Annotated in this window: 16 protein-coding genes; 1 reads left to right on the top strand and 15 read right to left on the bottom strand. The window is 62.6% G+C overall.

The genetic code is table 11. From position 1 onward, the window contains the following. Nucleotides 1–978: 978 nt before the first annotated feature. The 12 genes from A9Z05_RS26005 to flgB form a co-directional block, all read right to left on the bottom strand. Nucleotides 979–2,058, bottom strand: coding sequence for a hypothetical protein (locus tag A9Z05_RS26005; protein ID WP_141723483.1), 1,080 nt, complete (start codon nt 2,056–2,058; stop codon nt 979–981). Nucleotides 2,059–2,068: 10 nt separating this feature from the next. Continuing rightward, nucleotides 2,069–2,983, bottom strand: a complete 915-nt coding sequence (gene flgL / locus A9Z05_RS26000; RefSeq protein ID WP_069620624.1) for a flagellar hook-associated protein FlgL — start codon at nt 2,981–2,983, stop codon at nt 2,069–2,071. Between the two features lie 257 nt (nt 2,984–3,240). Beyond that, nucleotides 3,241–4,581 (bottom strand): flagellar hook-associated protein FlgK, encoded by a 1,341-nt coding sequence (gene flgK / locus A9Z05_RS25995; protein WP_069620623.1) that lies wholly within the window; start codon nt 4,579–4,581, stop codon nt 3,241–3,243. 46 nt (nt 4,582–4,627) lie between these two features. Beyond that, entirely contained in the window at nt 4,628–4,963 is a 336-nt protein-coding gene (locus A9Z05_RS25990) for a flagellar biosynthesis protein FlgJ (RefSeq protein ID WP_141723482.1), read from the bottom strand. An 11-nt stretch (nt 4,964–4,974) separates the two neighbouring features. Next, entirely contained in the window at nt 4,975–6,099 is a 1,125-nt protein-coding gene (locus A9Z05_RS25985; RefSeq protein WP_069620621.1) for a flagellar basal body P-ring protein FlgI, read from the bottom strand. Nucleotides 6,100–6,155: 56 nt separating this feature from the next. Next, entirely contained in the window at nt 6,156–6,821 is a 666-nt protein-coding gene (gene flgH / locus A9Z05_RS25980; RefSeq protein WP_084044445.1) for a flagellar basal body L-ring protein FlgH, read from the bottom strand. Next, nucleotides 6,821–7,606 carry a flagellar basal-body rod protein FlgG gene (gene flgG, locus A9Z05_RS25975; protein ID WP_176730247.1) on the bottom strand — a complete coding sequence of 262 codons (786 nt, stop codon included), beginning with the start codon at nt 7,604–7,606 and terminating at the stop codon, nt 6,821–6,823. Before flgG ends, flgH begins: the two co-directional genes overlap by 1 nt. A gap of 51 nt (nt 7,607–7,657) precedes the next feature. Next, entirely contained in the window at nt 7,658–8,383 is a 726-nt protein-coding gene (locus tag A9Z05_RS25970; RefSeq protein ID WP_069620619.1) for a flagellar basal body rod protein FlgF, read from the bottom strand. A 4-nt stretch (nt 8,384–8,387) separates the two neighbouring features. Then, nucleotides 8,388–9,557 carry a flagellar hook-basal body complex protein gene (locus A9Z05_RS25965; RefSeq protein WP_069620618.1) on the bottom strand — a complete coding sequence of 390 codons (1,170 nt, stop codon included), beginning with the start codon at nt 9,555–9,557 and terminating at the stop codon, nt 8,388–8,390. Beyond that, nucleotides 9,554–10,279, bottom strand: a complete 726-nt coding sequence (locus A9Z05_RS25960) for a flagellar hook capping FlgD N-terminal domain-containing protein (protein WP_069620617.1) — start codon at nt 10,277–10,279, stop codon at nt 9,554–9,556. Before A9Z05_RS25960 ends, A9Z05_RS25965 begins: the two co-directional genes overlap by 4 nt. Before the next feature lie 5 nt (nt 10,280–10,284). Further along, nucleotides 10,285–10,683: a flagellar basal body rod protein FlgC gene (gene flgC / locus A9Z05_RS25955; RefSeq protein WP_069620616.1), complete on the bottom strand. Its 399-nt coding sequence runs from the start codon at nt 10,681–10,683 to the stop codon at nt 10,285–10,287. After that, on the bottom strand, nt 10,683–11,051 hold the full coding sequence (flgB, locus tag A9Z05_RS25950) for a flagellar basal body rod protein FlgB (protein WP_050017745.1): 369 nt from the start codon (nt 11,049–11,051) through the stop codon (nt 10,683–10,685). Before flgB ends, flgC begins: the two co-directional genes overlap by 1 nt. 238 nt (nt 11,052–11,289) lie before the next feature. Here flgB and flgA point away from each other — a divergent pair, with 238 nt between their 5' ends. Next, nucleotides 11,290–12,006 carry a flagellar basal body P-ring formation chaperone FlgA gene (flgA, locus tag A9Z05_RS25945; protein WP_176730246.1) on the top strand — a complete coding sequence of 239 codons (717 nt, stop codon included), beginning with the start codon at nt 11,290–11,292 and terminating at the stop codon, nt 12,004–12,006. 37 nt (nt 12,007–12,043) lie between these two features. Here flgA and A9Z05_RS25940 read toward each other — a convergent pair whose 3' ends face one another. The 3 genes from A9Z05_RS25940 to A9Z05_RS36460 all read right to left on the bottom strand — a co-directional run bounded on the left by A9Z05_RS25940 (nt 12,044) and on the right by A9Z05_RS36460 (nt 13,501). After that, nucleotides 12,044–12,715, bottom strand: a complete 672-nt coding sequence (locus A9Z05_RS25940; RefSeq protein WP_176730245.1) for a glucosaminidase domain-containing protein — start codon at nt 12,713–12,715, stop codon at nt 12,044–12,046. A 76-nt stretch (nt 12,716–12,791) separates the two neighbouring features. Continuing rightward, a complete protein-coding gene (locus A9Z05_RS25935) occupies nt 12,792–13,217 on the bottom strand; it encodes a hypothetical protein (protein ID WP_069620613.1) in 426 nt (141 codons plus the stop codon). Then, the gene (locus A9Z05_RS36460; RefSeq protein ID WP_141723481.1) at nt 13,214–13,501 is read right to left on the bottom strand and encodes a flagellar biosynthesis anti-sigma factor FlgM; all 288 of its coding nucleotides are present in this window, start codon (nt 13,499–13,501) and stop codon (nt 13,214–13,216) included. Before A9Z05_RS36460 ends, A9Z05_RS25935 begins: the two co-directional genes overlap by 4 nt. Between the last annotated feature and the right edge of the window lie 61 nt (nt 13,502–13,562).

Below are 13,562 nucleotides of genomic sequence, written 5' to 3'. Positions count from 1 at the left end.
AATCAGACAACTCTTATTTGTGCCAGCCGTTTTCACAGTAGGATTGCTAATCGAAATCATTGAGGCCATCCCGGGTCGAGCCCCGTGACCAACGACTAACGGCTACGCATTGCACTTGATGACCGGGATGTCGAGCGAGGTTAACCGCCTGGAGTACAGCTCGACGCCTTGCGTCATCGAGACCAACGATCAGTGCTCTCGCGCAATGCCGCCGGCGTTCTTAGTGCATCGTCGCCGTTCGCGATGGCGGATGCGACGAGCGAGGCACTCAACATCACAAACTCCGGGGTTCCGTAGCCCAACCTCTCTGCGGCCCGCTCTACATGATGATAGTCACCGGGGTGGACCTCCAGAACGACTACCTTGTTTTCGCATCGATTGTTATTCACCGAAGCCCTCTCCTTTCGTTTCCAGTGGCCAAGATTTTGAACCCTGTCGGCGGAGTCCAATGAAATTGATGGTACCGACAGTGGCAAGCCACATCGATCAGAAATGTCTCAAATGAGTTTCGGGTTGGCCTCGGCACAGGCTTCGAGCCGGCGGCGTTAGAGAAATTCGGGGATGACGTGAGCAGCGCGGCGTGCGTCTTCAATCAGCGCCACGCCGCTCGGTTCCAACTCCTGCCGGAGACATCCGGACTTCCGTATGGGAGGCGCGTTGAGATTCAGCCCCCGATGTTGACTCGATACGGGTAAAGCAGTGCGAAATCGTCATCGCGCTCTTCCAATCGTGTCGGGAAGCCGCAGCGACGTGCGGGGCCGCGATCCGCAACCGGATTGCCGAGCGAGCGCTGCGTGGTATCGCGATCGGGAGGCGCAACAACTCGTTCGTCAGTTCCAAACGTGGCGTCGAACGCGGCAGCGATGGATTGTCTAATCGACACGACGCCATTGAGCGACTTCGATCCCCGAGCATACTTCACGCACGTACGTGCCTGCCCACATCGGGACCGTGAGGCTTTTTCTCGCCCCCACACCGTCAATGCACAAGTAGTGCTTCGACTCTCCTGCGGCTCAGACCGAACAACGTCGACGTGACGACGGACAGCACTTTGAAGTCTGCCGAGTCAGCAAGCGCGTCGGATACCGACTGAATGTCCGTCGTCGCCCGCACGACTGCGGGCCCGTACTTGTCGCCTTGCAGGGCGTGTCCCGCGGTATCGAGTTGGGCGCGCAGCGTGCGGTCCGCTTGCGTCAACCCGTCGAGCGCGCGCACCACCTCGCGCAATGCCGCGCGCTGCGACACGCGGTCGGTGACTTGCCAGCGCGCTGGATCGATGGCTTCCGGCGCCGCGTCGACTTGCGCGCGGCTGGGACGGCCTCCAGGGAACCGCCTGCCGCCGCCCTGCACCATCAGATGATCGCGCACGATGGGCCAGCGCGATTCCGCCACCGTGAAATCAATCTGGCCGTCCGCGGCCAGCGCCGCGCGAATGCCGGTGCAGGCCAGCGCACGGTCCAGCTCGCGCGCAAAGGCGGCTGCGTCGAGCGGCGCATCTCCAAAGCTGACCGATACCGGCTGCTTGCCCAAGCCGGCCGGGTGGAAAACGAGCGTTTCCGCACCGCCGCTTCGCCATTGCTCGACATCGAGCGCGCGCATGCGGAACGTACATACTACATCGGCAGCCGGATGCACCACCAACTGCGCATCCAGCACACCGCCCGCCAGCACTGCGCGGTCGCGCCAGAGCGTGCCGAATTTCGCAATAAGCGCCGCAGCACCGTCGCCGCTGCGCTCCGCGCCGCTCAAGACCATGCCGATCGTCCTCTTCAACCCGCGCAACTGTCCAGTTGCCGTCTCGACAAACGCCAGCGCGCGCTGCGCGACAGTCACGTCGGCGTTCAGTTGTGCGTGGCGTGCGGTGAAGGCGACCGACACGTCCGGGAAGCGCGGTGCCACGGCGGAAATTCCCGATGCCGGCAGGGGGGTGATCGGCGCCGCGGTCAGTGGGGCCGCCTCCTGCGTACGAGCACCACGCTGCGTGCGGCTGGCCACATGCGCGTCGTCCCGCCGGGAAACCAGCCGACCGCGAACGGGTGTGGTAGATCCCATCTTCATGAGCGGGGCCTCAGATTGCGTCGAACAGCGACAACTGCGTCATGCGCGTATAGATCGCGTACGAACCTTTCACGGCTGCGATGTAGTTGTTTAACTGGTCGATCGCCTCGGCAAAATCCAGTTCCCCTACCAGACTAACGGCTTGCCCGTTGGCGACAAGCTGCGCCGAATGATTCTCGCTCATCAGATCCAGCGTGTTCTGGGCACCGCCTAGATCAGTAATCTTCATGCTCAGGGCATCGATCCCGTTGCGCTTGACCGAGTCCAACGCCGCCGTCAAGACGCCTCGCACCGCCGGTGCGCTCGGATTGACTTCAGGATTCTCCATAGCCGCAATGGCCGCTTCCAGCTTGTTCATCACATCGGCCAGCGGCTCGACCGTGACGTTGGCGTGCTGGGTGACGCCGTGGCCGATCACCACTTGCTGCAGTTCCCCATTGCCGGCGTACGAGTAGCGGCTGCCCACAGGCGCGGTCGCGTCATATGCGATCGGCGCCGTATTCGTTTGCGAGCCGGAGAAAAGAAAGTTGCCATCGCCATCCTTGGCGTTGGCGGCCTGCTTCAGGTTGTCGAGCCGCATACGCAGCGGCGCGGCGAGCGCATTCAGATCAGCCGCGCTGCGACTACCGTCGGCGGCAGTCAACAACGAATCCTGCACGGACATCACCGTGCCAAGCATGCCGTCAAGATGCGCCTCATTCTTTTGCAAGCGCACCGACAGCGTGTCGATGTTCTTCTGATAACGCTCGAGCACCGAGGTGTCGCGCTCAATAAGCAGCAGCCGCGCGGCCGCAATCGGGTCGTCCGATGCGCGCTGCACGCGCTGGCCCGTGGATATCTTGGACGTGAGATCGGCGGCCTTGCTGTTCGACGCGCGTAGCGTCGCGAGCATGGTGTTGCCGAAGTGTTGACTGGCGATACGCATGTGCTCTTTACTGAATTAAATGTTAGTCTTCGACGCGCCGTGCCGCTGCTTACGCCGCCGTCGCGGTCACGCAGCCTTTCCGGTATGGGCGACCACACGCCGTCATACCGATCGCACCGGATTTCCCCACTGCATCGACAGTTGCGATTGCTAAACTGGGCTCTCTTTGATGCCGCTCACCTTTGAGAGAACGGCTTCCTGGCGTCCCTTCATTGGCTCACACCGCTCGCAGGTGCGAGCTATCCATTCCATCCCGCTTAGAAAGCGCGCATTGTCGCGTCGAACAATTCCTTTGCGACGGAAATCACTTTCATGTTGGCCGAGTAGACCTGAAGGGCTTCGGAAAGATTGACGGCTTCCTCGTCCATGCTGACTCCCGACAGCGACTGCCACGCTTCTTCCGCTCGCTGGCGAACATTGACGGCAATTGCCAAACTCGACTGGTTCTGCTCACTCTGCGCGCCGAGCTTCCCGACGAACTGCACGTATGCGTCGCCCAACGACGCCTCGCCGAAGCCCGGCAAATCGATACGTCGGGAGCGCAGTTCGATCAGCTTGAGAAGATTGTCGCTGTTGCCAGGGGTCTTTGGATCGCCCGAAAAGCCGAGTTCCTCGGGCTTCATCTCGTTAGCCGTCAGGTGGCCCGTTACCGGATTGAACTTGAACAGCGCCTTGCCCGGCGAACCTCCCATGCTGAAGCCTGCAGTGAGCTGGTCGTTGAAGCTGCCCGCGAGTTCGGCCGCCAGCGAGCGGAGCGCCTCCATCTGCGGCAGCAGCGTGTCCTTTGCAAAAGACGACAAGCCGCCCAGTTCACCGCCGACCTTGGCACCGTCCACCGAATACTGCGTGCCGGCCAGTTCCAGCTTGAGTTCGAACGTGCCGCCGGACAGCGGTTCCACCCTCATCTTTGCGACCTGATGCCCCGCAATGAGCGGCGTACCGCCCGCAAGACTCACGTCGACGGTGCCGTCGGGTTGACGAACGGTGCGAATATCGACCAACGCCGCCAACTGGTCGATGGCCTGGTCGCGCTGATCGATGAGCTCGGATGGTGCGCCACCGTTGGCTTCCGCTTCGGCGACGAGACGGTTCAACTCGGCGGCAGTTCGGGATAGACCGTTGATCTGCTCCACGGTGGCCGTGCTCTGTTGGCGCAGCGTATCGAGCTGGCCACGCATCATCTGCTGCACACTGTTGAAACTCTTCGCCATGCCACCGGCAGCCAGCAGCACCTGCTGCCGCAGCGCGGAGTTAGCCACATCGGCACTGGCCGCATCCAGCGCGCTGAAGAACTTGCCCATCGAGACTTTGATGCTGCCGTCCTTGAGCCCCATCACTTCCTCGAGCTGACGGAAGTACGATTCCGCCGCCCGATGCTCGCCGACCGATCCGTGCGACGTCCACTTCTGCTGCGTGTTGGTGTGATCATCGAAACGGATCACCGAACTCGCATCGACGCCACCACTCACGCGCGAGGTTCGCAGCACACCCTGGCGCGTGTAGCCGACGGTCTGCTGGTTTGCCGTGTTGCGCGCCGACCTGTCCATTGCTGCTCGCGCCCCGAGCGCGCCTGACAAACCAATTTGGGTAATATTCATAGTGAGGTTCGAGTACAAAGAGTGTGGCGGTGATTGTGTTAATGCATCAGTCTTTCGACGGCGTCGCGTCAGGTGGCAGCATCTGTGCGACCAGCGTGTCCGCGATGCCAAAGCCACGTTGCTTCGCGATAGCATCGGCCACCGCACGGTTCGCGTAGTCAAGCATTGCTTCGCCGGAACGGTCGGCAAAACCATCGTCTCCCTTGAGCTGGTCGGTCGCCTTCTTCATTTCGCTCAACATCTGTGCGATGAAAAGGCCTTCGAATTTCACGGCTGCATCTTCCACGCGTGCGCGGTAAGCTGGATCCGATGCCTTGATGGAGGCGGTCTCAATCGCGGCGTACTGTGCGTGTGGCAGGTATCCGGGTTCAAGCGTCATCATCGAATTCCTCGTTAGATCACCACCAGGTCGCCCGTCAGCGCGCCAGCTTCGGAAAGGGCTTGCAGGATCGCCATCAGGTCATCCGGCGTGGCACCGGTGCGGGTGATCGTGTCGACGATCGCTTGCAGGCTAGCGCCCGATGTCCACTGAAACGCATTGCCGCCCGCCTGCGTCACCCCGATCTCACTCACGGGCGCCGTCACGGTGCTGCCGTTGGCGAATGCGTTCGGCTGGCTGACCATCGTGCCTTCGGCGATCGTAACCTTCAGCGAGCCGTGCGAGACGACCGCCGGTTTGACCGTCACGCCCTGACTGATAACGACCGTACCGGTGCGCGAGTTAAAGACAACGCGCGGCACCTCCGCGCCTTTACTCACCTTCAGCGCGTTCAGGCGGGCGACGAACGCCACGCGCTGGCTCGGCACCTGGGGGGCGACCACATCCACCGAGGTGGCGTCCACCGTGCTGGCGACTTCGCTGCCGAGTGCGTTATTGATCACGTCGGCGATACTGGAGGCGGTCTGGAAATCCGGACGTTTCAGGTTCAAGCGTACGGTAGGCGTATCGGCGAAATCGGTGGCAATCTCCCGCTCGATCGTCGCACCCTTGGGAATCCGGCCCGTGGTGGGCGTATTGATGGTGACGCTGGTGCCGCTGCGCCCTTGCACGTTCAGACCTGGAATCACCAGGTTGCCTTGCGCCAGCGCATAGACGTCGCCGTCCGCCGCACGCAACGGGGTCATCAGCAGTGTGCCACCGCGCAAGCTCTTCGCATCACCGAGCGATGAAACGGTCACGTCCACTTTCTGGCCCCGGCGATAGCCCGGCGGGAACGTCGCGCTCACTATCACCGCGGCCGTGTTGCGCGAACGCAGGTTGATATTTTCCGGCAGTCGCGTGCCGAATTGCTTGAGCATATTCGTCAGCGACTGGGTGGTGTACTTGGCTTGCGTGCCGTCACCCGATCCGGCCAAGCCAACCACGATGCCATAGCCGACAAGCGCATTCTCACGCACGCCCTCTACGTCGACCAGGCTACCGACGGTCTGCGCGCGCGCTTCAATTGTGTTGCTTAGCGCGATGCCGATTACGATAGCCAGGGCGGCGACACGGGTGGTTAGTCGGGTTGGTTTCATCGTTTCATCCTGTGGTCGACTGGACGTCGACCTGGTTCGGTCCATTCGTCGTCAACTCAGAACGGCATCCACGGGCTGTTGAAGAATCGGGTCAACAAGCCGGGCTGATTTGCGTCCGCCAGCGACCCACGGCCCGCGTAGGTAATGCGCGCATTCGCCACGCGTTGAGATGACACACGATTGTTCGAATCGATGTCGGCAGCACGCACGTAACCCGCCAGACGCACGTTCTCTTCGCCCTGGTTGAGCACGAGGCGCTTCTCGCCCCGCACTTGCAGCAGGCCGTTGGGCATCACGCGCAGCACCACCACCGTCACCGAGCCGCGCAGCGTGTTTTGTTGCGAGCTGGAACCCGCGCCGTTGAACCCGCTCTTCGTGCCGAGTTCGGCCTCGACCGGCAGCGTCTTGCCGAACAATGACGGCTTCTTGGCGCTGAGACTGCTGTCCTTGCCGACCTGCGTGCCGCTCTTCTTGCTCGCCTGGGTCGACTCTTCGAGATCCACCGTCAACACATCGCCGGCGCGGAAGGCGCGCACGTCCGACGTGAGCGACCACGCCTGATCGGGAACCAGCACGCCGCCCGCAGTGCCTCGGCGGACATCGAAAACCGTATCGGGCATGCCGTCGTCGAAGTCCGGCAGCGAACGATCGAACGGCCCGGTCGCACAGCCGCCCAGTAAGGCCAGCACACCGCCCATGGCAACGAAGCGGGTGACCGTCATCAGCGCGCCGCCTGCGACAGGTACTGCATCATGTTGTCGGCGGCCGACAGCACCTTGGTGTTCATCTCGTAGGTGCGTTGGGCAGCGATCATCTCGACCATTTCCTCCACGGCCAATACGTTGGACCCCTCGAGCGCACCTTGCTTGAGCGTTCCGATGCCATTCTGACCGGGCTCGCTTTCGGTGGGCGCGCCGCTGGCAACGGTTTCTGCGTACAGGTTGCCACCCAATGCGAGCAGGCCAGCCGGATTCACGAATTGGGCAAGCTGAAGTTGACCGACTTCGGCCTGCGTCTTGCCTGCGCCCGTCGAAACCGACACCGTCCCGTTCTCGCTGATGGTGATGCCAACCGCCTCGGGTGGAATGTCGATACCCGGCAAGAGAGGCAGGCCCTGCGCATTGGTCAGCCGGCCCTGGTCGTTCAACCGCAACTGGCCGGCGCGCGTGTAGCCCACTTCACCGTTCGGCATTTCCACCTGCAAAAAGCCATTGCCGACAATGGCCACGTCCAGCGGCTGGCCGGTCTCCTGGAGCGCGCCAGTGGTGAACACCTTTTGCGTGCCGGCAATCCGCGTGCCGTTGCCGAGTTGCACACCCGGCCCCGTTGCGTTGTCCGATACTTGCGCGCCGGGCTGGCGCTCGGCACGGTAGAACATGTCTTCGAACACGGCACGATCGCGTTTGAAGCCGACCGTGTTGACGTTCGCAAGGTTGTTGGCAATCGCCTGCAGCTTCGCGTCCTGGGCCTGGATGCCCGTCTTGCTGATCCACATTGCGTGATTCATCGTTGCCCTTCAGTGTTGGTTGATTCGTTAGGCGCCGGTCCAGCCGACCGCTTATCCACGGATGAGCCGGTTGCCGGCATCGGCCATTTCATCGGCTACCTTGTATAGCTTCATCTGCATCTCGAATGAGCGCGTGAGCGACATCGTTTGCATCATTTCCTCGACGGCCGACACGTTGCTGGCTTCCAAGTGGCCGCCCTTGACGGTCACGCTGTCGTCCGCCGCATAGTCGGTACCGGTGCGCGAAACGATGAGGCCCTGCGCGTTCTTCACCAAGTCGGTCGGCTCCGGGTTCACCAGCAGCAGGCGACCCGCATCCTGCACATCCTTCTCACCCGCCGTCACGACGGAGATCGTGCCGTCCGCGCCGATCGTCAACGCGTCGTGCTCGGGCAACACGATCGGACCGCCTTCTCCCAATACCGCATTACCGTTCAGGGTCAGTGCGCCATCGCCGTCGAGCGTGAGCGCGCCAGCTCGCGTGTACGCCACGCCCTGAGCGGTTTCCACCGCCAGATAGCCGGCTCCGTCAATGGCCACGTCGAGCGTGCGCCCCGTTTCGCTGATCTTGCCCGGCTCCTGATTCACATGCGTCGACGTGAGCGTTGCGTGGTAACGCGAGTCGTAGCCATAACCCCTGGCTGCCTCGCTTGTCACGCTGGCCAGATCGGCGCGAAAGCCGCTGGTCTGCACGTTGGCAAGGTTGTTGGCTCGCACGTTGAGCGCGCGCAGCGAATGCTCGGCGCCGGTCATGGCGGTGTAGAGGAAATTGTCCATCGCGTTACAGCGCCTGCATCAACGCGCGCATCATTTCGTTTTCGGTCGACAGCACCTTCGAGTTGGCCTGGTAGTTCTGCTGCGCGCCCATCAGGCTCACGAGTTCCGCGGTCATGTCTACGTTCGACTGCTCGACTGCGCGCACGGCGAGCTTGCCGGCCATGCCGGTACCCGGTTTGCCGACCAGCGGTTCACCGGTAGCGGAACTGGCCTGCCAGGCGGAACCCTCCACCGGCACCAAGCCGTTTTCGTTCTGGAACGTCGCGATGGCCAATTGGCCGGCCGACAGCTTCTTGCCGTTGCTGTACTGCACCTCGATCGAGCCGTCCTCGGCCAGCGACACACCGGTCGCGGTGCCGGCCTTGTAGCCGTCAGCCCGACACCTGTCGGTCGTCTGTTTGCCGCCAAACATCGTCGTGCCGGCGTAGCTGATTGCAATCGACATCGGTGCGGCGTCGGTCGGCGTGCCGAGGTCAAGTTGAACGGTGGAGGCCGGCGTTACCAGCTTGCCGGTGTTGTCGAAGCTAAGCTCCACGGGGCTGCCGACATCCTGACCGTCCATCGCGTAATAGACCTGCATCTTGTTGCCCGCATCCTTCACGAAATACTGGGTGACGGTATGCTCGCGACCGAGAGAATCCGTCACGGTGGCGGCCGAGATGCCGTTGTACGACTTCGGATCGTCCTTGTTGAATGGCGAGACCGTCGGCTTGGTCCAGTCGGCAGACATATTGCCGACGTATTCCAGCGAACTGCTCGCCTGTGCGGAAATCGAGCCCCTGGGAATCGTCAGGCTGCCCAGTGCCCCGTCCGCGCCATAGCCCTGCACGACGCGGCTCATGAAATCGGTCACGTTGCCGTTCTTGTCGATGTTGAACACACCGGCGCGCGAATACACCATCGAGCCGTCGGTGTCGCGAGAGATGAAGAACCCCTTGCCTGCGATCGCGGCGTCCATGCTGCGACCCGTCGCGGAAAAATTTCCGGTGACGTCCATCGACTGCGAGGTCGAACCGATCGATACGCCCGACGGCATCGCATTGATGTAACTCGACGCGAAGTTGGCGCGGCCTGATTTGAAGCCGAGCGTGCCGCTGTTGGCGATGTTGTTGCTGATCTGGTTGAGCTGCCCGTTGATGGCGTTGATGCCGGCGAGCGCGATGTTGAAACTCATGACTGGAACCTCTTTGAAATGGGGAGACTCTGGGGAGACGCTGTTTCCGAAGACATACGTTGCTGATTTGAACGGCCGAGAAAACGCGTGATGTCCGTGGCCGCCGCATCACCCATGCCCGCGATCGTCAAGATCACGCGACCATCCGTTCCGAGACGCACGCTTTGCAGATTGCCATCGAGCTCGACGGGGGGCTTCTCGCCGGAGTCGGCAACCACACGGAGCGTGTACTTGCCCGGCGGCAGGCCGTGCTCCGCGGGGTCGATGTTGAAGTCGACGTCGCCCGCCTGTTTTGCGCCGAGCGAGACCCTGTACTCGGTGCCGCCCCCGTCGGTCAGGATCACGCCGACCTCCGACGCCGACGATTCGAGCCTGAAGCCCCCTTTGACCACCGCATCGCCCAACTCGACCTTTTCCGACCGCACGCGCACTTGTGATCCGACTTGCGAGCCGAGCGTCACGACCAGCATGCTTTCCTGCGTTCTGGCGTTGGCGGCGCTAAGGTTGGCAAGCGTTTGCATGGCTTCCACCTGGCTCATCTGCGCGAACTGCGTCACGAACTGGTTGGCTTCCATCGGCGCCAGCGGATCTTGATTCTTGACCTGCGCGACCAACAGCCGGGTGAACATGGCCGACACATCGCCTCCGCCATTGCCTGCTGTCGGCGTGGCGACCGAACCGCCTGTGCCAGTAAGGTTGTTGACATTGTTCTGGATATCCACCGTGTTCAGCCCTCACCCATGCGCAGCAGGTCCTGCTGCATACCCTTGATGCGCGTGAGCACCTCGACGTTGGTGGAAAACGCGCGCGATGCGGCCATCATGTCGGCCATTTCTTCGACGGCGCTGACGTTCGAGTAAAACACCATGCCGTTTTCATCTGCCAGCGGGTTGCCCGGCTCATGTCGAGCAGCGAGCGCATCGTCGGTGGCAATCACGTCCAGCACCTGCACGCGCGCACCGCCGTTCTGGAACACCGACGCGAAGACCGGTTTGCGCGCGCGGTACGCGGTTTCCTCGGTGCCGGACGTACCTGCATTGGCAAGGTTGCTGGCGATGGTGTTGAGTCGCACGGCTTGCGCGGACAACGCCGAACCCGCGATCTGCGAAATGTCCTTGAAGCTCATCAGATGTTCCCCGTGATGGCGGATTTCAGACCCTTGATTTTCATGTTGACAAATGTCAGGCTGGCCTGGAAATCCGCCGCGTTTTGCGAGAACGCCGCCTGCTCGACACCGAGTTCGACGGTGTTGCCATCTTGTGAGGGGCTGCTGGGCACGCGGTACATCGGCTCATCGCCACCGAATCGCAGCGCGGCATCGAAGGCATCGTTGGCGAGCACATAGCCGAGGCTCGCACGGAAGTCCAGATCGCGCGCCTGGTAGCCCGGCGTCGATTCGTTGGCCAAGTTCGATGCAAGGAGCTTGGTGCGCTCGGCACGCACTTTGAGTGCGGCCGCATGTACGCCAAGTGCTTGTTCGAGATTCAATCCCATAGTGGCGGCTTGCCTCCGGAAAGTGCCGCGCGGTTGTTACCGGGCAGCGGTTGAGTCATAGACCGGGTGGAGGTTACGGGCTGGCGAACGTGGCCGCGAAGAGGTTTTACAGAACTTGAACACGGCGCTCGAGCGTTCGCTACAGCCGCGCGGCGCCCTATAATCGAGCGACATTCAGTTCAAGAAAAAGGATGCGATGGCTCCGACACACTCCCGCAAGCAACCGCACGAGCATGTGGTGCTGGCAGCAGTCATCGCGGCGTTGGCGATGCCGCTTGCAGCCTTTGCGCAGGCACCCGCCCCCGCCACGGCGCATCCAGGCGATCCGGCCGTTCCGCAGGTCGAGAAGGCGGCTCTGACGTGGCTTGAGCGCTATGTTGCCGATCGCGCGCTGACCAAACCCCATGCTTCAGTCGCGGTGTCGCCCCCGCGTCGGCCCGCCCCGACGTGCAGCGAGCCCTACGAAATCGCCGCGACTGACACCAAAACGCTGACCCGCATGCGTTTTTCAGTGCGCTGCAAGGGGGACCCGCGCGCCACGACCTATCTGGTGAAGGCTCACATCGACACGCCAGTGCTGGTAGCGGCAACCGCGTTGCCCTCCGGCCACACGCTCAACGAAGCGGATTTCAAGCAGGATGTCCGCGACTTTGCGCTCACCCCCGATGCGCTGACCGATCCTACCCTTGCTGTTGGGCGCATGCTGCGCCGCACGGTAAAAGCCGGCCAGGTGATCCAGGCGCGGCTACTCAACCGCGCGGAAACCATCCGCCGCGGCCAGGCGGTCCAAATCGAGGCTAATTCCGGGTCGATACGCGTGTCCGTGCCGGGCACCGCCATGCAGAATGGCGCGGTCGACGAGGTTATCCGCGTGAAAAACGCGAGCACCGGCAAAGTGATCTTCGCGCGGGTGATCAGTGCCGACACCGTCGAGCCGGTCGGCGTGACGAAGTAGAGGTGAAACGGCCGTCGGCACCCGGCCATAACGAACGTCAGCGAACCATCCGCTTGACCAGCCCTACCATTTCCACAAGCTTGGTCGCGTACGCAGGATCGGTCGCGTAGCCACCGCGCTTGAGTGCGCCGGCAAATGCGCCAGCGTCGTCGCCTACGTTGCGCACGCCGGCGTAGCGGGGCGAATCGCGCAGCAGCTTGGCGTAATCATGAAAGGCGCCGCCATAGCTGCGGTACGCGCGGAAGTAGTCGACCATCTTCACGGCCGAACCGTTGACATACTCGGTGGTGACGGCAGCAGCCGACTCCCCCGCCCATCCGCCCGTCGATTTGATGCCGAACAGGTTATGCGTGGTCTCGCCGCGTACGTTCTTCAGCGGTTTGCTGCCCCAGCCGGATTCAAGCGCCGCGTGCGCGGCGATCAGTTCCGGGGCTGCGCCAATCATCGCACCCGCACGACGAGCGTGCGGCATGATCTCGGCCAGAAAGGCCTGCTGATCCGAATCGGCGAAGTTCGGCCCCGTCGCAGGCGCGCCGCTTCCCAAGACACCCTGCTGCGGCTTCGCGAGCGCTTCCGCGCGGGCTCGCATCATAGTGGTCCACGCTGCCGCCTGCGACGAAAGCTGCGGCTCGTTCGAGCGGCCGAAACCGTTACGGATCGTGCCGCGGATATCGCGATTCAGCGATGCGTACAACGAACCAAAGCCCATCGCCGACTCGCTTGCGGACGCAACGGGAGAGGGAGTGCGGGCAGACGGACCCGGCGCGGCGGGCACGAATGCGACGTCAGGCCGGAACATAGGTGTGGCTTTCCCCGTACACCAGGCGCTGCATCACCTCGTACTGCGCGACCAAGAGGCCGCTGTTGCGCCGAGTGAGGGCGTGGCATCGCGCTGCAAGCAGCTTCACTTCCTCATACCGCTCGATGAACGATGCGCGTTGCATTGCGTGCCTGTCGTCGGCCAACAGACGCCGACCCAGTTCCAGCACCGCACCCGGCACCTGACCGAGCCGCTCGATGCGGTAGCGGCGCCGCATGTCAATCGCATCGGCCTCGGCCGCGATCACGCCAGCGAGCACGCCAAGCCTCACGGTATCGAGTTGCCGCGCCGCGGCAAACTGATCTTCCAGCAGTTGCACAAGCTTGCGGTAGCCGACGCAGTCGGCGATAACATCCACGAGCAGTTGGTGCGGGGAACCCGTGCCCGTCATTCGCTACCTCCGTGATAACGTTGAATCGTGCCCGCAAGCTTGCAGGCATCGAACCGGATTTTTCCGGCGGCCAGCGCGGCCTGAACGCGAGCCACCCGAACCATGTCGATTTCCGGCGTCTCGTCCAGCACGGCGCGTGCTGCATCCAGCACCAGGCGATCACGGGTCTTTTCGTGCACCACTTCGGTTGACGCCACAGTACGCTTGTGGCGCACGCCCTCGGAACGCTGTACGCCTTCCGCTCCATTGACTGCGGCGTGTGCCGCCAGATTAGCAATTCGCATGATGTCACCCTAAGGCCCCGCGGCCCTCAAAATTGTTACCCGTTCACACTCCTTCAGAACG

The sequence above is a fragment of the Burkholderia sp. A2 genome (assembly GCF_001729305.1).
Taxonomy (GTDB): Bacteria; Pseudomonadota; Gammaproteobacteria; order Burkholderiales; family Burkholderiaceae; genus Burkholderia; species Burkholderia sola.
The sequence above is the reverse complement of the archived record's forward strand: the minus strand, read 5'-3'. Positions and strand labels throughout refer to the sequence as shown.